Origin of the sequence: Streptomyces sp. CA-249302 (assembly GCF_050936785.1) — a bacterium.
Taxonomy (GTDB): domain Bacteria; phylum Actinomycetota; class Actinomycetes; order Streptomycetales; family Streptomycetaceae; genus Streptomyces.
Genome location: NZ_JBNJMG010000001.1, coordinates 10343988 through 10365469 on the forward strand (window position 1 = coordinate 10343988; position 21482 = coordinate 10365469).

The window sequence follows — 21482 nt, forward strand, 5'->3', positions numbered from 1 at the left end:
CCTCGCACGGCCGGTCCCCTGTCCTAGGGATCAAATCTGCCCCCTGCGAGCCGGACGCGCACGGCGAGCGGTGAGGAGGAGGGCGCGGAACGGCTCGACATCGGCGCAGGGGAGCCCGCACCGGGTGAGAACCGCCCTGTACCCCGCAGCCCCGCACCCATGCACCCTCAGTTGATGCGCGGGGCGGTGTACGGGCACCTCGCGTGCGCCCCCGCGCACCCCGATGGCCGGTTCTTCGCGCCCATGAACGGTCACGGGCGCGAACAATGGGCACGCGTTCAACACCATGGAACCGGCGTACGCGAGCTGAGGGGGCGGCGGCAGTGATCCGGGTACTTCTGGTGCACGACGCGTGTCTGGTGCGATCGGTCCTGGCGGAGTGGTTACGCCGGGAACCCGACCTCGCGGTCGAGGACACGCCCTGGCGCAGCGCACCCCACCGGGTGCGGAGCCTGCGACCCGACGTCTGCGCGGTCGACCTCGACTGCTCGGACGCGTACGGCATACCACCGCTCGGCGACCTGTGCCCGAGGACCCCGGACCGGATCCCGCCGAGGCTGCTCGTCCTTGCCACTGCGAACCGGCCCGGTCTGCTGAAGCGGGCGATCGAGGCGGGGGCGCTCGGCTACGTCGACAAGGAGGGCTCGCCCGACCAGCTGGTGCACGGGATCCGCCGGGTCGCGGAGGGGAAACGTTTCGTCCATGACTCGCTCGGCTTCGGCTTCCTCAAGGCCGCCGAAATGCCGCTGACCCGACGGGAGTTGAGTGTCTTATCCCTCGCCGCCGAGGGCGCCTCCGTCGCGGAGATCGCGGGGAGTCTGCATCTGTCCCACGGGACCGTGCGCAACTACATGGCGGCCATCACCCGCAAGACCGGGGCCCGCAACCGCATCGACGCGATCCGCATCTCGCAGGGGGAGGGCTGGCTCTGAACGCCCCGCCGAGCCGGGCGTCCAGCGGCCGACGAGGTCGCGGTACAGCGCCGATTCCCGCAGCAGCTCGTCATGACTCCCGTACGCGGTCCCCGTGCCGTCCATCACCAGCACCCGGTCCGCGCGCCTTGCCGAGCTGATCCGATGCGCGACCACGACCAGGGTGGTGCCGGGCCGCGCCGCGAACGCACGCTCCGCGCGCGCCTCGGCCTGCGGGTCCAGGTGACAGGTAGCTTCGTCGAGCAGGACGAGCGGGGCGTACGACAGATAGGCCCGGGTGAGCGCGATGAGCTGCCGCTCGCCCGCCGACAGCGCCGCCGGGTCGACGTCGGCCTCCGGCCCGCCGAGCCGCTCGGCCAACGCGCCCATCCCGACCGCCTCCACCGCTTCACCCAACTCCGTCTCGGACACGGGGTCCGGCCGGAAGTGCCCGAGGTTCTCGGCGAGGGGCCCGGTGAAGACGTACGCCTCCTGCGGAATGAGCACGCGGTGCGTCGCGGCCGCGGCTGAGGGCACCGGCGCCCCGCCGACGTGAATCGTGCCGGAGCAGGGTCGCAGCAGGCCGGCGACGAGAGCGGTGAGGGTGGACTTGCCGATGCCGCTGGGTCCGACGACGGCAAGGTGGGAGCCGGGCGGGAGGGCGAGGTCGAGGTCCTCGATGACGGGGGCGGCGGTGGGACCGTAGGCGAAGGTGACGGAGGTCAGGGAGAGGGCGGGTGCATCGGACTTCGGTCGAGGGTGCTCGGCGGGAGTGTCGGACCGGGCGGCGTCAGCGGAGCCGCCCGGCGCGAGCCGGCGCAGTACCACCGTCAGGCGGGAGCCGCTCGTGCCGAGCCCGTGTACCAGGTTCCGGAGGGCCGGGAGCAGGGACTGGGTGACGTAGGCGAGGGCGCCGACCAGGGCGCCTGTGGTGACGCCTCGGGCGAGCAGCCAGGGGGCGGCGGCGAGGAGGAGGACGATCGGGAGTTGGCCGCCGATCGCGAGGGACGCCACGCGCAGGACGCCCCAGCGGGCGAGGGAACGGGCGGCGCCGAATTCGGCGGCGATACGTTCCCCGGTGTCGGCGGCGATGCGTTCCTCCGCGCCGGTCGCCGTGATGTCCCGGAGGCCCGGGCAGACGGCACCCCACTGACCGGCCAGCGCCTCGTCGGCCACGAGGAATCGCTCCTGCCTGCGGGCCAGCGGCCGCAGCGTCGCCGCGAACAGGGCGACGCCGGCGAGCAGCGGGGGCCCGACGACCAGCAGCAGAAGCGGATCGAGGGAGACCAGCCCCGCCAGCGCCCCCACGGCCGTGAACACGAACGACCGCGAGATCATCACCAGCCCGGCGAAGGTGTCCCGGGCGATCTCGACCTGTTGGGTCAGCCCGGACAGCGCCCCGCTGTCGGCCTCCCGCACCCCGCGCCGGACGACCCGCTCGACGAGCCGGTCCCGCAGGGGTTCGACCAGCGCGGCGACGGCCGCGTACACGCGCGCGGTGCCGTATGCCCCCAGGACCACGCCGATCCCGGCCACCCCGAGCCACCCGAGCCCGACCCCGGCCCGCCCGTCCAGAAACCCCTCGTCGAGGGCGCGCGCCGGGGCATACCCGGTGAGAAAGGTCTGCCCCGCCTCCACCAGGGACCACCCCCCGAGCCGCACGACAACCCGCCGGCGCGCCCGCAGGAATCGCAGCCCGCGCGGGCCGATGCTGTCGCTCGTGCTGCTCCGCCGAGGCCAGAGGGTTCGCGGCTTGCGTCGGCCGACGCTGCCGCTCGTGCCGCCTCTCCGCGCCTGTCGGGATTGCGGCTCGCGCAAGGTGTCGTCGCCGCGAATGTCAGCCTTCCGTGCGCGTAGGAATCGCGGCCCGCGCGGCTCGCTCCTGCCACTCATGCCCGCCCCCGTCGCCGTCGGCCGGGCCCGACGCCGTGCCACGACCTTGCTCCGTCGTTCGCGTCGGCCGCGCGTCGCCGTGGATGGCATGATCCGGCGTTGCGCCGCCGCCTCTCCCCGTCGTTCGCTCCGGCCTCGCACCGCCCTGGACGGCCCGATCCGATGTCGCGCCGCAGCCTTGCCCCGCCGCTCACCCACACCCCCCGTCCCCGAACACCGCCCGATACCCGGCATCCCGCCACAACTCCGCATGCGAGCTCACCGCCCGCACCTTCCCCCCGTCCAGCCAGGCCACGGCGTCGGCCCGCGCCGCCGTGGACGCCCGGTGCGTGACGATCAGGCGCGTGGTGCCCGAGCCGTCGGCCAGTAACGCGTCCGCGATCTGGACCTCTGTCACCGTGTCGAGGCTGGAGAGGGCGTCGTCGAGGATGAGGAGGCGGCCGTTGTGGGCGAACGCCCTTGCCAGGCCCAGGCGTTGGGACTCGCCGCCCGAGCGGGGGGCGTCGGCGCAGGGGGTGGCGTAGCCGTGGGGGAGGCGGCGGACGAAGTCGTCCGCGCGGGCCTTGTGGGCCGCCTCGCGGATCCTGGTGGGGGAGGGGGACGGGAGGCCTAGGGCGATCGTGTCCTCGATGGTCGTGCCGAGGAGGGTGGGACGGTCGAAGGCGTAGGCGACGGCTCGGCGCAGGTGGTCGTGGGGGAGGGCGGGCAGCGGGACGCCGTCCAGGAGGATCTCCCCTGCGTCGGGGTCGGTGAGGCGGCCGGCGAGTGCGGTGAGCAGGGACTTGCCCGCGCCGGAGCGGCCGACCACGGCGAGTGTCGTGCCCCCGGGGACGACCAGGTCGACGCCGTCGAGGACGGTGCGTTCGCCGCGTCGGGCCGTCACGGCTCGGAACTCCAACATCCCTGGACCGGGCGGGAGTCGGCGGTCGCCGTAGGCGGGGGCGGGCTCCGTCAGCACCTCGTCGAGGCGGGTCGTGGCCGCCCGAGCCCTGGCCAGGCTCGCGAACTGGCCCACCAGCACGCCGACTCCGGTCGCCAGCACCGCGTAACGGGACGCCGCCAGCACCTCGCCGGCCGTCAGCCGGTGCCGGGCGAGCAGCACCCCTGCGACGGCGACGACACCGAGCTGGAGCAGCGGTGCCACGGCGCTCGCCTGTCCGGCCGCCCGCCCCTGCACGCGCCACATCCGATGCCCCGCGCGGGAGAGTTCGGGCAGCGGCCGCAGGATCCGCGCCGCCTCCTGGTCGGCCGTACCCGCCGCCCGGACGGTGCGACTGCCCCCCACCGCCTCCGCGAGCGAGGTCGCGATCCGCCCCTGCACCCGCTGGTAGTCGGCCACGCACCGGGTCGTGTCCCGGGCGAACGCCCGCAGCAGCAGCGTCAGCACCGGCGCCCCGCCGAGGAAGACGGCCGCGAGCCGCCAGTCGACGAGGCCGAGCGCCACCACGCCCCCGAGCGGGCCGGCGAGCGCGGCGACCAGCGCGGCGCGGGCGGCCGGAGCCGTTCCGGCCTGCGCCGCGTTCCCGACCAGCCGGGCTACCAGGTCGCCGGACCCGAAGCGCGCGCCGGCCCGAGGACCGAGGGCCAGCACATGTCCGGCCAGCCGGCCCCGCAGCCAGGCCGTCGTGCGCGCGTCGACGGTGCCGCCCAGCACCGCGTCGCAGGCGTCGAAGAGGGCCGCCAGCAGGACGAGCCCCGCGCAGTACAGCACCCAGCGGGCCGCCGGGGCGTGCGCGAGCAGCAGGTCCAGGGTCCGGCCGAGCGCGGCGGGCAGCAGCAGGACGACCCCGGTCGAGGCCGTGCTCACCAGACACAGGGCCGCGCAGCGGCTCGCGCTGTGCCGGGTGGCGAGACTGGCCAATGGGGGCGTCGGTGCGGTGTCGGCACGAGTCGTCATGCGGCCGCGGCCTCCCAGTCAGGAGAAGAAGGGCGGTGCGCAGGACCCCGGGCGGCCCCTCCCCGGAAGGGAGCGGACCGCCCGGAGCCGCATGCGCACGGTGCTCGATGGAGCGTCAGAGACAGAGCAGAACGCTCGCCGCGCTGATGCAGGAGAGCAGGCTGACGGTGCTCGCGCCGCCGCCGTCGGTGTGTTCGTCGGACTCCATCGTCTGCAGGTCGAGCAGTGCCATCTCGTTTTCCTTCCGTGTTCACCCGTGGGGACGGGGTGGCGTCACGACTCCGCCCGGTTGCGGAGCCGCGTCATCAGGGCCGCCGGAGCGGCTGGAGGAACGGCAGGTGGGCGGTGCCCCCGGTGGCCGCGTCGAGCGCGAGGAGGCAGCCTGCCGTTCCGGTCGCGAGGTCCATGGAGAGCCGCATCATCTGGTGCCCGGGGAAGGCGAGTTGGCCCTGGTAGGCCATCGCGAACCAGCCGAGCCCGTCGATCTGTTCGGCGAGCCGGCCCGGGTCGGCGCCGGTGCGGGCGAGGTGCAGGATCATCCCGGCACGACCTTGGAACAGGCCGGGCTGCGCATAGAAGCGGCAGGTCGCCGCGGTGAGGATCCCTTCGCGCACCTGCGCGAAGTCCCCGCTCACGTCGGCCGAGTGGACGAGGTGGTCGTCGAGGACCATCCCCACGCCCGCGCTCCCGTCGCCGAGATACGGCAGCGTCCGCCACCCCTCGTCGACCTCCAGCGCCCCGCCCTCGCGCACCACACAGCACTCCAGGTCCCGGCGCAACGCCACCACGGCGGCTTCCAGCAGCCGTGGTTCACCGGTCTCCTCGTACCGCCGCAGCAGGAACAGCGCGGGCCCGCTGGCCCCTCGCATCAGCCCGGCCCGGCGCCGGCGCTTCTGGGCGGGTGGTTCGGCGAGACGTCGTACGAGGATGTCCGCGGCCTCGGCGGCCCGCGCGGCGAGCTCCGACTCACCGGTCGTGCGGGCGAGTTCACCGAGGACCAGGCCGAGGCCGGCCAGGCCGCCGTGCAGGTCGGAGGAGAGGTTCTGCCATTTCTCGGCCAGGATGCCTTCGATCAGGTCCAGGGCCCGTTCGCGGTGGCCGAGCCGGTCCAGCACGTGGGCGACGCCCGCGAGACCGTCGTACAGACCGAGCGGCGTACCGACCGGAGGCGGTGCGGTGTGGGCGAGCAGCCAGCGTTCGCCCTCCTCGTAACGCTCGCCGGATTCGGCCAGCGCGTGGAGTACGCCGGCCGCGCCGTGGGCGAGGCCGAGGCCGCCGCCGTCGGAGAACTGGGCGATGTCGCCCGGGAAGAGCCGGTCGTCGCGTTCCGGGGTGGCCGAGGCGAGGATCGCCTTGACCATCGACTCCCGGCTGTGCGGCCAGTCGCCGGGCCGCACGAAGGCGGGCGCACCCAGCTCGGCGCCCCGCGTGATCTCCGTGACCGCCTCGTCCAGGAACTCCCGTGGTACGTCCGGGAATTGCTCCGCGATCACGTCTGCAAGGTGGGCCGCCTTGCCCCGGTCGACCACGAACAGGGTGGTGACCGGCAGGAACAGCGCGAGCCGCAGACAGGCCAGGGCGTAGCGGTCGACGTCGGCGCCGGTGCGGTCGGGCGGGGCGAAGAAGCCCGGGTGGGCGACGACCTGGCGGCCGTTCTCCGCCGCCGGGGCCGCCGCCTCGAAGTCGATGAGGAAGACGGACTCCTCGTCCGGCGCGACCATGATGTTGAAGACGTGCAGGTCGTTGAAGACGATCCCGCGCGCGTGCACGGCCTCCACCGCCCGCTCCACCGCCCCGTGGATGCGCACCGCCCACTCGGCGTAGGCGGTCACGGCGTGCGGATCGGGGTCCGGGGTGAGCAGCGGATGCCGCTGCGCGAAGAAGGAGTTGAGCGGGCGCCCCTCGACGAGGTCCATGACCAGGAACCGGTGCTCGCCCAGCATGAACCAGTCCCGCACCTCGGGCACCACACCGGTCCCCGCCACCTGCTCCAGCGCCAGCTTCTCCCGCTCGAGGCGGGCGATCGCGTCCGCGCCGTCGGAGGCCAGCCCCGCGTGCGGCCGCCCCTCCTTCAGGACCACCTTGCGTCCGTCCCGGGTGTCGGTGCCCGCGTACACCCCGCCGCCGTTGGAGAAGTGCAGCGCCTTCTCGATGCGGTACGGCAGGTCGCCCACGGTCGTGGTGTTGCGCGCCGCGAGGTGCGGTTCGAGGAAGGTGGGCAGGGTCACCCATTCGGGCACCTGGAAGGACGGCGCCCGCCGGTCGGGCACCAGCCGGCCTCCGCCGTCCCGCACCGCCGGCACCAGCGAGCCCCGCTCGTCGACGGTGAAGGTGCGCGCGAAGGCGCCGTAGCGGACGTACAGCGGACCGTCGTACCAGCGGAGATCGGTGAGGATGTACGGGCCCTCGAAGCCCTCCAGTAGTTTGCCCAACTCCCTTAGGGTGAGGTGCAGTTGGTCCTCGTCGGCCGGGTAGACGGTGATGAACTTGCCGCTGGTGCCGCGGCCGGCGTACTTGGTGTTGCGCAGGTGGAGCAGGTGCGGGCCCGGGACGAACTTGAACGGGATGCGGCGCGGCACGCAGTAGTCCCACACGATCGCGGCGATCCGCTCGGCGTTCGCCCGGGTGGCCGAGGCGTGGATCTTCCAGCCCTGCGCCGGGGCGCCCTGGGCGGCCGGCGGCGTCAGCGTCAGCCAGTCCCCGATCCGCGCCGCCCGCCACCCCTCGGGCACCTCGCGGCGAGCGGTCTCGAACAGGGGTGCCGCCTGCCGGCCGGCCGCGGTCAGCCGGTCCGGCGTCTCGTAGAAGTGTCTGTCCGCGAGCGCGTACACCTCGTACCGCTTGTCCATCGAACCCCCTCCGTGGCCCGGCAACGAGACTTCCAGCCGTGCCGAGGCCCGGGACAGTCACGCCTGTCACGAGATCACCGTGCGGTACGCATGCGTTAAGACATGTTCGGCGCCTTTCGACCGGACACGCCCGCTGACCTCCACGAAACGCTCACAGGGGCTGCGCAGACGCCTCATACGCGCTGTAATTGCGGACGTGGTCAGTGAGGGCGGCGAGGGACGCAGAACGAGGACTCTGCGTGCCGAAGGTGCCCTGAAAGCGCTCACCGACGGTCCGGCCTCGCCCGAAAGGGTGCGCCGCGTCCTGGAACAGGCGCTCGTCTTCGCCGGCGCGGTCTTCGTCGCCGTGTACGCGCCGGGGGAGGACGGCGAGCTGCTGTGCCTGGTGGAGTCGGCGGGCGTACCGGGGTCGCTGTTCGGGGTGCGGGACAGCTATCCGCGCTCCGGGCACTCGCCGGTGGCCGACGGCTGTCGGGCCGGCCGGACGCTGTGGCTCGGGTCCAAGGAGCTCGCCGTGTCGCGGCGGGCGCCGTCGCGGGAGTTCTCCCTGGCGGTGCTGCCCGCGCGCGGGGACGACGGCGGCGGATGCCTGCTGGCGGTGACCGAGCGGCCGGACGGCTTCGACACCGAGGACCGCAAGTGCCTGGAGCTGATCGCCGACGCCGTCGGCACGCCCGTCCGGGCCCCCGCCGCCGAGGGCGGCGAACTGCCCGCGAACGCGTTCGTGCTGGCCCTGGACACCGGCCGGGGCGAGGTCGGCGACGACATCCTGGAGTTGTTCGCCCTCACCCGTGACGAGTTCGACGGCAAGGTCGAGACCCTGCTGGGCCTGACCGTCCCGGAGGACCTGCCCTCGCTGATGTCCGTCGTCGAGGCGGACCACATGTCCATCGGCGAGCGCGAGCTGGAGTTCCGGGTGCTCCAGCCGTCCGGTCCGCCGAAGTGGCTCCGGCTGCGCGGCCGGCTGCTGCCGGGCGGCGAGGGCCGGCCCGCCCGACTCGTCGGCACCGTCGCCGACGCCTCCAAGCTGCGCTCCGACGTCACCGACGTGGCCCGCGTCCAGCGGCTCGCCGCCGCCCTGGCCACCGCCGGCACCGTCCGCGACGTCAGCCAGGCCGTGGTCTCCGCCCTGCGCAAGCCGCTCCAGGCCGACCGCATCGCGCTCGCCGAACTGGAGAACGAGCGGCTCGTCGTGACCGTACTCGACCCGCCCGAACCCGAGTCCTGGCCCGAACTGTGGCGCCTGGAGTGGCGCTCCGAGTGGCCCGACGCCCCTGTGCGGGCCATGCCCACCCTCGCCGCCGCCCTGCGTGAGGGCCGCGCCCAGATCTGGCCCGCAGGCACCGCCCTCGAGCCCGGCCTCGCGGACGTCGGCCCCGGCGGCCTCGCCGTCCTGCCGCTGCCCGCCGGGGGCCGTATGGCCGGCGCCTGCCTCATCGGCTGGGACGCCCCGCACGAGTTCGGGCCCGACGAACGCGCCCTGCTCACCGCCTCCGCCGGCCTCGCCGGGCAGGCCCTGATGCGCGCCCACGCCTTCGACGCCGAGCACGAACTCGTCGGCATGCTCCAGCGCCAGCTGCTCCCGCGCCGCCTTCCCAAACTGCCCGGCGCGGTCGCCGTCGCCCGCTATCTGCCCACCACGGCGGGCCTCGAGGTCGGCGGCGACTGGTACGACGTGATCCCGCTCCCCGACAACCACGTCGGCCTCGTCATCGGCGACGTCCAGGGCCACAACGCGGGCGCCGCCACCCTGATGGGCCAGATGCGCACCGCGCTGCGCGCCTACGCCGTCGAGGGCCACCCGCCGGACGTGGTCGTCTCGCACGCCAACCGCCTCCTGGCCGACCTGGAGACCGACCTCTTCGCCACCTGCTGCTATGTCGACGTGGACATGGAGGAGGGCTCCGCCTGGTACGTCCGGGCCGGCCATCTGCCGCCGGTGCTGCGCCACCCCGACGGCAGTACCGAGATCCCCGAGACGGACGGCGGACCCCCGCTGGGCGTGCTGACGCAGGCCGACTTCCCGATGAGCCTGCTCCGGCTCCGGCCCGGCACCGTGGTCGCGCTGATGACGGACGGCCTGGTCGAGTCCGCCGAGGCCGACATCGACGACGGCCTCGACCGGGTCGCCCACGAACTCGCCGTCTCCGACCCCGCCCACCTCGGTCTGGTCGCCGACGCCCTGCTCGGCAACGCCCGGCGCAGCGACGACGTCGCCCTGCTCCTGCTGCGCTACGACGGCATGGCGCTGCGTCCGCTGCGCGAGAGCTGGACGGTCTGGCGCGTCCCCGAGGCGGTCGGACACGCCCGCCGGTTCACCCGGCGCATCCTGCGCGCCTGGGGTGTGCCCCGCGACGACATGGACGGCGTCCTGCTGGTCGTCTCCGAACTGGTCACCAACGCCCTGGTGCACACCGAAGGACAGGTCCGCCTCGACCTCACCCTGCTCGACGACCGGATGCGCGTCGCGGTCGCCGACTCCTCGCCCCGCACCCCGGTGAAGCCGACCAGCATCAGCTGGGAGGCCACCGGCGGCCGCGGCATCCTGCTCGTCGAGGCCATGTCGGACGTGTGGGGGACGGTGCCGGTGAGCGGTGGCAAGCAGGTGTGGGCCGAGCTGGCGCTCAGCCCTCGCTGACGTTGGCGGTGATCAGCCGCAGCAACTGCTTCGCCAGGGCGTCCTGCTCGGGCGTCAGGCCCATCGCGTCGCCGATGGCGAGCGGCACCGTGCCGGCCCGGTCGCGGAGCCCGGCGCCCGCCTCGGTGAGGCGGATCGCCACGGAGCGCTCGTCCTCGACCCGGCGCTCCCGCCGCAGCAGCCCGTTCGCCTCCAGCCGCTTCAGCAGCGGCGACAGCGTGCTGGACTCAAGCTGGAGCGCGGCGCCCAGGTCGCGCACCGAGATCGAGTCCTGTTCCCACAGCACGAGCATCACCAGGTACTGCGGGTAGGTCAGGGCGAGTTCGTCCAGCAGTGGGCGGTAGCGCGCGGTGACGGCGCGGGAGGCGGCGTACAGCGCGAAGCAGAGCTGGTCGTCGAGGAGGAGCGATCCCTCGCTCGGCTCGGCTGCGGCTGGGCTCATGGCTCGGCTCCCGGTTGCTGTGCTGCTCACGACGATCACCACTCTATCTTCGGGTCCGTCCTATTCTATCGAGGGCTAATTAGTTGTGCACGACTAAATCGAGCGCTACTATCTGTCTCACCCGATCCGAGGAGCCCGAAATGACCGGCAGCACCGCACCCCGCCCCGTCCTCGAACCCGCCGCCCAGGCCTTCGCCGAGGCCACCGCCAACCCGCCGTACCTCTTCGACCTCGGCCCGGCCGAGGGCCGCAAGGCCGTGGACGAGGTGCAGTCCGGCGACATCGCGAAGCCCGCCGTCGACGAGGAGTGGGTGACCGTCGAGGGCGGCCCCACCGGGCAGGTCCGGGCCCGCATCGTCCGGCCCGCGGGCGCCACCGGCACCCTCCCGGTGATCATCTACATCCACGGCGCCGGCTGGGTCTTCGGCAACGCCCACACCCACGACCGGCTGGTCCGCGAACTCGCCGTCGGCACCGGCGCCGCGGTGGTCTTCCCCGAGTACGACCTGTCGCCCGAGGCCCGCTACCCGGTCGCCATCGAGCAGAACTACGCCGTCGCCCGCTGGGTCGTCCGGCAGGGCGCCGCCAAGGACCTGGACGCCACCCGCATCGCGGTGGCCGGCGACTCGGTCGGCGGCAACATGACCGCTGCTCTGACCCTGATGGCCAAGCAGCGCGGCGAGGTCCCGCTGGTCCAGCAGGTGCTGTTCTACCCCGTCACCGACGCGAACTTCGACACACCCTCCTATCACCAGTTCGCAGAGGGCTACTTCCTGCGCCGGGACGCCATGCAGTGGTTCTGGGACCAGTACACGACCGACGAGGCGGAGCGCGCCCAGATCACCGCGTCCCCGCTGCGGGCCTCGACCGAGCAGCTCGCCGGGCTGCCCCCGGCCCTCGTCATCACCGGTGAGGCCGACGTGCTGCGCGACGAGGGCGAGGCCTACGCGGGCAGGCTGCGCGAGGCCGGGGTTCCGGTCACCGCCGTCCGTTACCAGGGGATCATCCACGACTTCGTGATGCTCGACGCCCTGCGCGGGACGCACGCCGCCGAGGCCGCCGTCCGGCAGGCCGTCGCCACCCTGCGCGAGGCCCTCGGCACCGCCTGAGCACCCGGCCGCGGGGCGGGCGCGCACCCCAACGGGCCCGCCCCGCAGGCCACTTCGGCCCGCGCCGCGCACGGCGTTTGATCTCGGCGCCGCCGGGGACCCGGTCCCCGAGCATCGACGCAGAAGGAAGATGACCCGCCGTGACGACCCATATCGACGACAAGCTCGTCATCCACCGGCCCCGGACCGGTTGGGCGAAGACCCGCGACCGCCGTGGCAAGGGCGTCGTGCGGACCTGCGTGCCGGCCGTGCTGGACGACAGCACCCCCCGAACGGCCCCCGAGTGGAACATCGTGCGCGGCGAGGACTGACCGGCCGCTTCACCGCCCGTACACCGCAGCCACGGCGCTCCCGTAACCAGGCGGCCAATCGCCGAACGGTCGCTTTACACCGATCGACGCTATGGTGAAGCAGATGAAGGCTCTCGTGCTGTCCGGCGGTGCCGGAACACGCCTCAGGCCGATCACACACACATCGGCCAAGCAACTGGTGCCCGTGGCCAACAAGGCCGTGCTCTTCTACGGACTGGAATCCATCGCCGCCGCCGGCATCACCGAGGTCGGCGTGATCGTGGGCGACACCGCCGCCGAGATCCAGGAAGCGGTCGGCGACGGATCCAAGTTCGGTCTGGAGATCACCTACATCCCCAGGAGCGGCCCCTCGGGCTGGCCCACGCGGTACTGATCGCGCGGGACTGGCTGGGCGAGGACGACTTCGTGATGTACCTCGGCGACAACTTCATCGTCGGCGGCATCACCGCCCTCGTCGACGAGTTCCGCGGCAACCGCCCCGACGCCCAGATCCTCCTGACCAAAGTGGCCGACCCCCGCTCCTTCGGCGTCGCCGAACTCGACGCGAGCGGCCAGGTCATCGGCCTGGAGGAGAAACCCGAACACCCCAAGAGCGACCTCGCCCTGGTGGGCGTCTACCTCTTCACGCCGCGCATCCACGACGCGGTCCGCGCCATCCGCCCCTCCTGGCGCGGCGAACTGGAGATCACCCACGCCATCCAGCACCTCATCGACAGCCACGCCGACGTCCGTTGCACGGTCATCAAGGGCTACTGGAAGGACACCGGGAACGTCGTCGACATGCTCGAGGTCAACCGGTCCGTCCTGGAGGTCGCCGAGCGCCGCATCGACGGCGAGGTGGACGAGGAGTCCGAGACGATCGGGCGGGTCGTGGTGGAGGAGGGCGCCCGCATCGAGCGCTCACGCATCGTCGGACCGGTGGTGATCGGCGCCGGCACCGTGGTCCAGGACTCCTACGTCGGCCCCTTCACCTCCGTCGCGGAGAACTGCCGGATCACCGACAGCGAGCTGGAGTTCTCCATCGTGCTGCGCGACTCCTCGATCCTCGGCGTGGGCCGGATCGAGAACTCCCTGATCGGCCGGCACGTCGAGGTGACGCCGGCCCCCAGTGTGCCCAGCGCCCACCGCCTCGTCCTCGGCGACCACAGCAAGGTGCAGATCCATACATGAACCTTCTCGTCACCGGTGCCGCCGGCTTCATCGGCTCCTGCTACGTCCGCACCCTGCTCGCCTCCGACGCGCCCGACGCACCGCGGATCACCGTGCTGGACAAGCTGACCTACGCCGGCAACCTCGACAACCTCGAACTCGGCCATCCCCGGCTGGACTTCGTGCAGGGCGACATCCGCGACGCCGAACTCGTCGACAAACTGATGGGCGAGGCCGACCAGGTGGTGCACTTCGCCGCCGAGTCCCACGTCGACCGTTCCATCAGCGGGGCCACCGACTTCGTCCTCACCAACGTGGTGGGCACCCAGACCCTCCTCGACGCGGCCCTGCGCCACCGGGTGGGGCCCTTCGTGCACATCTCCACCGACGAGGTCTACGGCTCCATCGAGTCCGGCTCCTGGCCGGAGGACCACCCACTGGGCCCCAACTCGCCCTACTCCGCGTCCAAGGCCTCCTCCGACCTGCTCGCCCTCGCCTACCACCGCACCCACGGCCTGGACGTCCGCGTCACCCGCTGCTCCAACAACTACGGCCCGCACCAGTATCCCGAGAAGGTCATCCCGCTGTTCGTGACGAACCTCCTCGACGGCCTGAAGGTCCCGCTCTACGGCGAAGGGCTCAACGTCCGCGACTGGCTGCACGTCGAGGACCATGTCCAGGGCGTGGAACTGGTGCGGACACAGGGCCGCCCGGGGGAGGTCTACAACATCGGCGGCGGCACCGAGCTCAGCAACAAGGAGCTCACCGGACTGCTGTTGGAGGCCTGCGGCGCCGACTGGGACCGGGTGCGGTACGTCGAGGACCGCAAGGGCCACGACCTGCGCTACTCGGTCGACTGGAGCAAGGCCCGCGACGAGCTCGGCTACCGCCCGCGCCACGACTTCACCACCGGCCTCGCCGACACCATCATCTGGTACCGGGACAACAGAGCCTGGTGGGAGCCCCTGAAACGGCGGCCGGCATGAGGTGGCTGGTCACCGGCGCCGGCGGCATGCTCGGCCGGGACACGGTCGAGGAACTGCGCCGACGCGGCGCGGACGTGACCGGCCTCGACCACGCGGCCCTCGACATCACCCAACCCCTCGCGGTGGAGGGCGCGTTGACCGTCCACCACCCCGAACTGGTCGTCAACTGTGCCGCGTACACGGCCGTCGACGACGCCGAGACCGACGAGGACCGCGCCCTGCGCATCAACGGCGACGGCCCGCGCCACCTCGCCCGCGCCTGCGCCGCCCACGGCGCCCGCCTCATCCACGTCTCCACCGACTACGTCTTCGACGGCACCGCCGCCACCCCGTACCCCGAGGACCACCCGGCCGCCCCGCGCACCGCCTACGGCCGCACCAAACTCGTCGGCGAGCGGGCCGTTTCGGAGGAACTCCCCACATCGAGCGCAATCGTGCGAACCGCTTGGCTCTACGGCGTCCACGGGCGTAGCTTCGTCCGCACGATGATCGACCTGGAGTCCCGCCGAGACACCCTCGACGTCGTCGACGACCAGCGTGGGCAGCCCACCTGGAGCGCGGACGTCGCCGCACGCCTCGCCGACCTGGGCCCGCACCTGGGCCGCGGCGCGAGCGGTGTCTTCCACGCCACCAGCTCCGGCGAGACCAGCTGGTACGAGCTGGCCCGCGAGGTCTTCGCCGGCCTGGGCGCCGATCCCGACCGGGTGCGGCCCGTCGGCAGCGGGGCCTTCCCGCGCCCGGCACCCCGCCCCGCGTACAGCGCCCTCGCCCACGGCCGTTGGCAGGAACTCGGCCTGCCGCCCCTGCGGGACTGGCGCGCCGCCCTGCACGAGGCACTTCCCCTGATCCGCAAGGAGTCCCCTTCGTGAAACGCCATGAGTTCCTGCGGGAACTGCACAAGGTCACCGCCAACCGCAACTACCTGGAGATCGGGGTCAACGACGGCCGCAGCCTCAAGCTGTCCCGCGTCCCCAGCATCGCGGTCGACCCCGCGTTCAAGGTCGTCACGGAGATCAAGTGCGACGTCCACCTGGTGAAGGCCACCAGCGACGACTTCTTCGCCCGCGACAACCCCCTCCAGCACCTGCGCGGCGGCCGGCACCCCGTGCGCAACCTGCGCCGGGGCCGCAGCCCGTTCGGCTACTGGCGGCGCACCACGCTGGACCTGGCGTTCATCGACGGCATGCACCTGTTCGAGTACGCGCTGCGGGACTTCATCAACATCGAGAAGCACGCCGACTGGGCCAGCGTCATCGTCTTCGACGACATGCTGCCGCGCAGCATCGACGAGGCGGCCCGCGACCGGCACACCACGGCCTGGACCGGCGACGTCTACAAGGTCATCGAGATCCTGAACCGCTACCGCCCGGACCTGGTGACCGTCCTCGTCGACACCCAGCCCACCGGTCAGCTGGTCGTCTTCGGCGCCGACCCCAAGAACACCGTCCTCAAGGACAAGTACGACGAGATCATCGCCGAGTTCGAGGTGCCGGACCCGCAGAAGGTGCCCGAGGCGATCCTGGAGCGGGTGAAGGCGGTCAAGCCGGAGACGCTGATGGGAGCCGACTTCTGGCGCCCGCTGGTCCGCGCCCGCAACCGCGGCCTGAACCGGTCCCGCGGCTGGAAGGCGCTGAACTCGGCCCTGGAGCCGTTCGCCGTCAGCCGCTGAACGGCCGCCCCGTCAGCTCCTCGTAGCGGGCGACGCAGGCTTCGTACGACGGCAGCAGCCCGGTCCGCCGGGCCGCCGCCAGCGACGGAGCCTGCGCGTCCTTCGGGGACAGCACCGGGGTGATGCCCTCGGGCCAGACGATGCCCAGGTCGGGGTCGAGCGGGTCGATACCGTGCTCGCGCTCCGGCGCGTACCCCGTCGAACACAGGTACACCACCGTCGCGTCGTCGGTGAGGGCCATGAAGGCGTGCCCGAGGCCCTCGGCCAGGAACAGCGCGTGCCGGGTGTCGTCGTCGAGGCGCAGCGCCTCCCACTGAGCGAACGTCGGCGAGCCGACCCGCAGGTCGACGACCACGTCGAGGACCGCGCCGCGCACACACGTGACGTACTTGGCCTGTCCGGGCGGCACGTCGGAGAAGTGCACCCCGCGCAGCACGCCCCAGCGGGAGACCGAGCAGTTGGCCTGCGCGAGCGACAGGTCGTACCCGGTGGCCTCGCGGAACTCGGCCCCGCGGTACCACTCGTGGAAGCTGCCCCGCTCGTCCGGGAAGACCTTCGGTTCGAGCGCCCAGGCGCCGGCAATCCCCAGTGATCGCAATCTCTCACACCTTCCGAGCCTTGGCGCGGGACGACGTACGCCGTCCCAGGACCGCGGCGAGCGTGCGCCGGGTCCAGCGGACCAGCCGTTGCAGGACCGACGGTCCGGGAGTCCGCACCACCTTCACCTGGTTCGCGTCCGCGCGCAGGGACAGCGGCAGCGGCACGAAGCGCGGCTCGGCGGCGTCCGGGGCCGCGCACAGCGCGGTCCGCCAGGTGGCACCGCTCAGCTCACCGGCGGGCAGGGCGGCCTCCAGCACCGCCCCGTTCCCGGCCGGGGAGAGCGTGGCGGGCGTGTCCACCGACCGCTGGGGCGAGGTGAGCCGCAGCAGTACGGCGGTCTCGCCGGGGACGTGCAGCGGCAGGGGCGCGCGCAGCCGGCCCGCGGAGACGGTGACCTGGTCCGGGTCCAGCTGGTTGAGGCCGAGACGCTTGCTCGCGCGGTCGACGTCCAGGGAGAGGTTCCAGTGCGGGTCGGTCCAGTACGGCAGCACCACGCGCCCGCCCACGACCGCGGCGGACGCGGCCGTCCGGGCCCTGCGCGGGCCGGGCCCGACACGGGCGTCCTTGCTCCAACCCCCCAGCCGCACCCGGGCGTACGTGTCCCACAGCCCCGAGTGCAGCGCGGCACCCTCCACCGCGCGGGCCGGGTCGACGGTGCCCGTGGCGCGCAGCACCAGCCGGACCTTCCCGCTGTCCTCGACCGGCACGATCTCCCGGGTGACCTCGACCGGCTGGAAGTACTGGGCGCCGGTGGAACGGTCCCGCACCAGCAGGTCCAGGGCGGCTTTGCCGAACCGGGCGACGGTGTCGGCGCCCACCCAGGCCTGCGCCTCGGCGATGTTCGGCGGCGGCCCGTCCAGCGGGGCACGCACCCCGCCGCCGGGGAACGTCAGCGGCGCACCGCCCGCCGTGAACTCCGCGGCCAGCTCGATCCGCAGCTTGCCGTCCCGCCACTGGAGGCTCCCGGGCGCCGCCTTGAGGGCGAGGCCGGCCTCCCACTCGGCGAAGGCGACGACGTCCTCGTACCGGTCGGCGGCGACCAGCGCGGAGACCACCTGCTGGGTCGGCTGGAGACCCGCGGCGACTCCGGGGCCGAAGCGCTCGGCGGTGATGTGGTGGATCTCCTGGAACAGCTTGCGCCGGTAGTCGTCCGGCATCTTGAGGAAGCGTTTGCCGCGCAGCCGTTCCACCATCTCGACCCGCAGCCAGCGCCGGTGCAGACTGTCGCGGACCTCGCCCGGCTCGGTGTACTCCTCGACGACGTCGAGCGCCTCGCGCAGGTTCTTGAAGTAGCCGGCGGGGTCGAACTGCTGGATGCCCGCGTTCGCCTCGTCGTCGCGCCTGATGTGGTAGTAGCAGACGTAGTCGCCGATCACGGAGACGTTGGCGGCGCGCAGATACGCCTCCACCACGAAGACGTGGTCCTCCAACCGCCGCCTGCCCTCCGGGAAGAGCAGGCCGGTCTCGTCGAGGAACGCCTTCCGGAACATCTTGTGCGGGGTGAGGCTGTCGATGAGCGGGGCGTTCTCGACGGAGGCCCGCGGGCGGTTCTGGCGGAACAACTCCACCGGTACCGCCCGGCCCTTGCCGGCCATCTTGCCGACGATCACGTCGGCGCCGTTGGCCACCCCGTAGCCGTACATACGCTCAAGGGCCTCTTCGCCGAGCGAGTCGTCGTTGTCGACGAACATGACGTACTCGCCCCGGGCGGCGGCGATCCCGACGTTGCGGGGTTTGCCGGACCAGCCGGAGTTCTCCTGGTGGAACACCCGGACCCGGGGTTCCTTGGCGGCGAGCTCGTCGAGCCGGGCCGGGGTCTGGTCGGTGGAGCCGTCGTCGACGAAGAGGACCTCGTACTCGTCCGGAGGCAGGGACTGCTTGAGCAGCGAGGCGATGCAGTCCTCGATGTAGGGCCCCGGGTTGTAGACCGGGACGATGACGCTGACCTTGACCGGCATCGGGCTTCCGAGCCCCCTCGGTTCGCTCGCCGTGTGATGTGGTGCGGTGGCCAGATGCTAACCCGGCCGGGGGCTTTGTCCCACCTTTCGCTGCCCGTTTGATCCCTTTCGGGTCCCGCTCAGCCGTGCGTCTTTGCGAGGAGTTGAAGGATCTCGTCCGTGCTGCCGGTCTCGCCCAGCCGGGGGAAGATCCGCTCGACGCTGTGCCGGTGGGACTCGGCGTCGAGGTCGCTCATGGCGTCCGTGGCCAGAGTGACGTGATAGCCGTGCTCGTGGGCGGCGCGCGCGGTCGACTCGACGCCGATGCTGGTGGCGATGCCGGCCAGGACGATCTGTGTGACGCCACGGCGGCGCAGCTGCACATCGAGTCCGGTGCCGTGGAAGGCACCCCAGTTGCGCTTGGTGACGGTGATGTCGCCGGGGTGGCCGGACAGTTCGCCGACGATCCGGTCCCAGCCCTCGGGCCGGGCGCCGCCGCGCGGGGCCGCCTCGGTCCGGCCGGGCACGATGTCCGCGCCGTCGTCGGCGAAGGAGACCCGGACCAGGACGACGGGCAGGCCGTGGGCGCGGAACTCCTCGGCGAGCCGCGCCGTACGGGCGACCACCTCGGCGCCGCTGTACGGCTGCGTAGGGGCACCGACGATGCCGGCCTGGAGGTCGATCACGACGAGGGCGGTGCGCGGGTCGAGCGCGGTGACGGTCATGGTTCAGGCCTTTCGGGTGGGGGTGAGGTCGCTCAGGGAGCGGTCGGGCAGGGTGGTCGCCAGGAGCAGTGCGGACCCGGCGCAGCATCGGTGCGATCAGCCGCCGGTCGAACCCGGTGGGGGAGGGGCCCGTGGTGCGGGCGGTGCCGGGGAGCCGCGGTATCACTGCTGTGTGAGCCGTTCCAGCAGGGCCAGCCCCTCCAGCACCGTCCGCCGTTCGTCCTCCGTGAACCGGTCCTGAAGGGCGCGGGCCAGCCACTCCTCGCGTGCCTGCCGGTCGCCCTCCACCCGCCGCCGTCCGGCGTCGGTCAGCGTGACCAGCTGGCGGCGGCCGTCGTCCGGGTCCGGACTGCGCCGGATCAGCCCCTGCCGGTCCAGAGCGGCCAGCGTGGTCGCCATCGACTGCGGCCGTACGCCCTCGGCCGTGGCCAGCGCACTCGCCGTGGCCGCCCCGTGCTTGGCGACCAGGGTCAGCGCGGAGACCTGCGACGGGGAGAGCTCCTCGTCCTCCGCGACCTCCCTGAGCCTGCGCCGCAGTCGACTGACCACGACCCGCAGATCGCGCGCGGCCCGGGCGGCCGAGCCGGAGATGCCCTCGGGGGTGTCGGGCGTGGCCTGTGCGTCCATGACCACCACCGTAAAACCATCAGGTGAAACTGTCCAGTTCAGACTGAACAGTTTCACCTGTGAACCTGGAAGTGCCCGCTGCGCACCGCCGCCTAGGCTGATTCCGTGCGCCTTCTCCTGACGACCGACACCCACCTCCCCAAGCGTGCCAAGCAGCTGCCCGAGCAGCTGCTCGCCGAACTCCCGCGCGCCGACGTCGTGTTCCACGCCGGGGACTGGGTCGACACCGACACCCTCGACCTGTTGGAGAGCCGCAGCCGCAGGCTCGTCGCCGTGTACGGCAACAACGACGGGCCCGCGCTGCGCGAGCGGCTGCCCGAGGTGGCGTACGCCGAGGTCGGCGGCCTGCGCTTCGGAGTCGTGCACGAGACCGGAGCCGCACAGGGCCGGGAGACACGCTGCGCGGCCCGGTTCCCCGACCTCGACGTGCTCGTCTTCGGGCACAGCCACATCCCCTGGGACACCACCGCCCCCGGCGGCCTGCGCCTGCTCAACCCCGGCTCACCGACCGACCGCCGACGCCAGCCCCACTGCACGTACCTGACCGCCACCGCGGCCGACGGCCGGCTCACGGACGTGGAACTGCACCGGCTGCCCCCGAGGTAGCCGACGGTTTCGGCACACCGGCACGGGGCACCCGCCGGGAACACGGCTGCTGCACCGGTAAGGCTTCTCCGGCGCGCGGTGGACCCCGCCCGGCGCGCGGGATCGCCGCGCACCGTTCTCGTCGTCATGTGCGCCGGATACTTCCCGGCCTCCGCGATGAACAACACCGCACGTCAGACCGGCGGTGCGACAGGCATCGCGGTGGCGGGCGCGGTCGCGGGTAAGCCTGCCGACGAGGCGCGTTTCGTACGGGGATTCCACGCCGTCGCGCTGGGCGCGGCCGGTGTCTACGCGGCGGCGGCCGTGCTGGCGCTGGTTGTGTTGCCGGGGGCGCTGTTCCCGGGCGGCGAGAGGTGATCCGATCGGCGTGAGCGCAGGATCCGGGCCGCTTCAGACGAACGGAAGCGGCCCGGGCGCTGCGAGTGTGTGTGCGCTGTCACGGACCTCCTTCCGACAGAGGTGCTCTGTGCCGCGACTACCCTTCTGGGCCCGGTTCACACCTCTCATTTCCGATGGGACAACCGGCGCCGGATCCGGGCGAACACCACTGCCATGAGCACCACCCCGGCGACCCCTACAGCCGCCCGCTTGGCCACCGGCACGCCCGCCGTGCGGAACAGGTCGAGGGGTTCGGGCTCCTCCCGCTCCTCCACCTGCTCCCGCTCCTCGGCCTCCTGCTCGGCCGGCTCGGTGATCCGCTCGGACAGGCACTGCGCGAACCGGCCGACGAGCCGGTCGCCCACCTCCGCCATCACCCCGCGCCCGAACTGCGCCGGACGCCCGGTCACCGTGAGGTCGGTGCGCACCGACACCGCCGTACCGCCGTCGCTCTCGCTCAGCGTGCCGGTCACCGTGGCGCGTGCGGTGCCCTGGCCCCGGGTCTCCCGGCCACTCGCGATCAGCACCATGCGGTGCGCCGACTCGTCCTGCTCCTCGAAGACGGCGGTGCCCTTGTAGGTGACGGTGATCGGACCGACCTTGACCTTGACCGAGCCGGTGACCGTCTTGCCGTCGTAGTCCTCGACGGCGGCCCCGGGCATGCAGGGCGCGACCCGCTCGATGTCGAGGAGAGTCCGCCAGGCGTCGTCGACCGGGACCGGCACGGTGAACTCGTGGTGCAGTTCCATGACTTC

At 72.7% G+C, this 21482-nt stretch carries 18 protein-coding genes and 2 pseudogenes; 10 read left to right on the forward strand and 10 right to left on the reverse strand.

The window, feature by feature from the left end; all coding sequences use genetic code 11:
* Window positions 1–266: 266 nt before the first annotated feature.
* A pseudogene (locus tag ACQEWB_RS46825) lies at window positions 267–848 on the forward strand (LuxR C-terminal-related transcriptional regulator); the annotation flags it as partial.
* On the opposite strand, the gene ACQEWB_RS46830 reads toward ACQEWB_RS46825, so the two are convergent.
* From ACQEWB_RS46830 to lanKC, 4 genes are all read right to left on the reverse strand, one after another.
* Window positions 771–2804: an ATP-binding cassette domain-containing protein gene (locus tag ACQEWB_RS46830; protein ID WP_432842571.1), complete on the reverse strand. Its 2034-nt coding sequence runs from the start codon at window positions 2802–2804 to the stop codon at window positions 771–773. The pseudogene ACQEWB_RS46825 and the gene ACQEWB_RS46830 sit on opposite strands and share 78 nt — an antisense overlap.
* Window positions 2805–2994: 190 nt before the next feature.
* The gene (locus ACQEWB_RS46835; RefSeq protein WP_432842573.1) at window positions 2995–4701 is read right to left on the reverse strand and encodes an ABC transporter ATP-binding protein; all 1707 of its coding nucleotides are present in this window, start codon (window positions 4699–4701) and stop codon (window positions 2995–2997) included.
* 115 nt (window positions 4702–4816) lie between these two features.
* On the reverse strand, window positions 4817–4933 hold the full coding sequence (locus tag ACQEWB_RS46840) for a SapB/AmfS family lanthipeptide (RefSeq protein ID WP_391689209.1): 117 nt from the start codon (window positions 4931–4933) through the stop codon (window positions 4817–4819).
* A gap of 73 nt (window positions 4934–5006) precedes the next feature.
* Window positions 5007–7550 carry a class III lanthionine synthetase LanKC gene (lanKC, locus tag ACQEWB_RS46845; RefSeq protein ID WP_432842575.1) on the reverse strand — a complete coding sequence of 848 codons (2544 nt, stop codon included), beginning with the start codon at window positions 7548–7550 and terminating at the stop codon, window positions 5007–5009.
* A gap of 196 nt (window positions 7551–7746) precedes the next feature.
* Between lanKC and ACQEWB_RS46850 the strand changes: the two genes are divergently transcribed.
* Window positions 7747–10188, forward strand: a complete 2442-nt coding sequence (locus ACQEWB_RS46850) for a SpoIIE family protein phosphatase (protein ID WP_432842577.1) — start codon at window positions 7747–7749, stop codon at window positions 10186–10188.
* Here the strand turns inward: ACQEWB_RS46850 and ACQEWB_RS46855 are convergent.
* Window positions 10175–10630, reverse strand: coding sequence for a MarR family winged helix-turn-helix transcriptional regulator (locus ACQEWB_RS46855; RefSeq protein ID WP_432842579.1), 456 nt, complete (start codon window positions 10628–10630; stop codon window positions 10175–10177). The genes ACQEWB_RS46850 and ACQEWB_RS46855 overlap by 14 nt on opposite strands.
* A gap of 140 nt (window positions 10631–10770) precedes the next feature.
* Here ACQEWB_RS46855 and ACQEWB_RS46860 point away from each other — a divergent pair, with 140 nt between their 5' ends.
* The 6 genes and pseudogenes from ACQEWB_RS46860 to ACQEWB_RS46885 all read left to right on the forward strand — a co-directional run bounded on the left by ACQEWB_RS46860 (window position 10771) and on the right by ACQEWB_RS46885 (window position 15854).
* A complete protein-coding gene (locus tag ACQEWB_RS46860; protein WP_432842581.1) occupies window positions 10771–11739 on the forward strand; it encodes an alpha/beta hydrolase in 969 nt (322 codons plus the stop codon).
* Between the two features lie 140 nt (window positions 11740–11879).
* Window positions 11880–12050, forward strand: coding sequence for a hypothetical protein (locus ACQEWB_RS46865; protein ID WP_432842583.1), 171 nt, complete (start codon window positions 11880–11882; stop codon window positions 12048–12050).
* 103 nt (window positions 12051–12153) lie between these two features.
* Window positions 12154–13220, forward strand: a pseudogene (locus tag ACQEWB_RS46870) (glucose-1-phosphate thymidylyltransferase).
* Entirely contained in the window at window positions 13217–14185 is a 969-nt protein-coding gene (gene rfbB, locus ACQEWB_RS46875) for a dTDP-glucose 4,6-dehydratase (protein ID WP_432842585.1), read from the forward strand. Before ACQEWB_RS46870 ends, rfbB begins: the two are co-directional and overlap by 4 nt.
* Complete coding sequence (rfbD, locus tag ACQEWB_RS46880; protein ID WP_432842587.1) at window positions 14182–15054, forward strand: dTDP-4-dehydrorhamnose reductase; 873 nt, start codon at window positions 14182–14184, stop codon at window positions 15052–15054. Before rfbB ends, rfbD begins: the two co-directional genes overlap by 4 nt.
* Window positions 15051–15854, forward strand: coding sequence for a class I SAM-dependent methyltransferase (locus tag ACQEWB_RS46885; protein WP_432842589.1), 804 nt, complete (start codon window positions 15051–15053; stop codon window positions 15852–15854). The genes rfbD and ACQEWB_RS46885 overlap by 4 nt, the downstream gene beginning before the upstream one ends.
* Here ACQEWB_RS46885 and rfbC read toward each other — a convergent pair.
* From rfbC to ACQEWB_RS46905, 4 genes are all read right to left on the reverse strand, one after another.
* Entirely contained in the window at window positions 15844–16452 is a 609-nt protein-coding gene (gene rfbC, locus ACQEWB_RS46890; protein ID WP_432842591.1) for a dTDP-4-dehydrorhamnose 3,5-epimerase, read from the reverse strand. The two genes, ACQEWB_RS46885 and rfbC, sit on opposite strands and share 11 nt — an antisense overlap.
* A 4-nt stretch (window positions 16453–16456) precedes the next feature.
* Complete coding sequence (locus ACQEWB_RS46895) at window positions 16457–18412, reverse strand: glycosyltransferase family 2 protein (RefSeq protein ID WP_432842593.1); 1956 nt, start codon at window positions 18410–18412, stop codon at window positions 16457–16459.
* A gap of 119 nt (window positions 18413–18531) precedes the next feature.
* Complete coding sequence (locus tag ACQEWB_RS46900) at window positions 18532–19116, reverse strand: hydrolase (protein WP_432842595.1); 585 nt, start codon at window positions 19114–19116, stop codon at window positions 18532–18534.
* Between the two features lie 162 nt (window positions 19117–19278).
* Window positions 19279–19743, reverse strand: a complete 465-nt coding sequence (locus tag ACQEWB_RS46905; RefSeq protein WP_432842597.1) for a MarR family transcriptional regulator — start codon at window positions 19741–19743, stop codon at window positions 19279–19281.
* Between the two features lie 105 nt (window positions 19744–19848).
* Here ACQEWB_RS46905 and ACQEWB_RS46910 point away from each other — a divergent pair, with 105 nt between their 5' ends.
* Window positions 19849–20349, forward strand: coding sequence for a metallophosphoesterase family protein (locus ACQEWB_RS46910; protein WP_432842599.1), 501 nt, complete (start codon window positions 19849–19851; stop codon window positions 20347–20349).
* A gap of 126 nt (window positions 20350–20475) precedes the next feature.
* The gene (locus tag ACQEWB_RS46915; protein WP_432842601.1) at window positions 20476–20706 is read left to right on the forward strand and encodes a hypothetical protein; all 231 of its coding nucleotides are present in this window, start codon (window positions 20476–20478) and stop codon (window positions 20704–20706) included.
* Between the two features lie 146 nt (window positions 20707–20852).
* Here ACQEWB_RS46915 and ACQEWB_RS46920 read toward each other — a convergent pair whose 3' ends face one another.
* Window positions 20853–21476 carry an SRPBCC family protein gene (locus ACQEWB_RS46920; RefSeq protein ID WP_432842603.1) on the reverse strand — a complete coding sequence of 208 codons (624 nt, stop codon included), beginning with the start codon at window positions 21474–21476 and terminating at the stop codon, window positions 20853–20855.
* Between the last annotated feature and the right edge of the window lie 6 nt (window positions 21477–21482).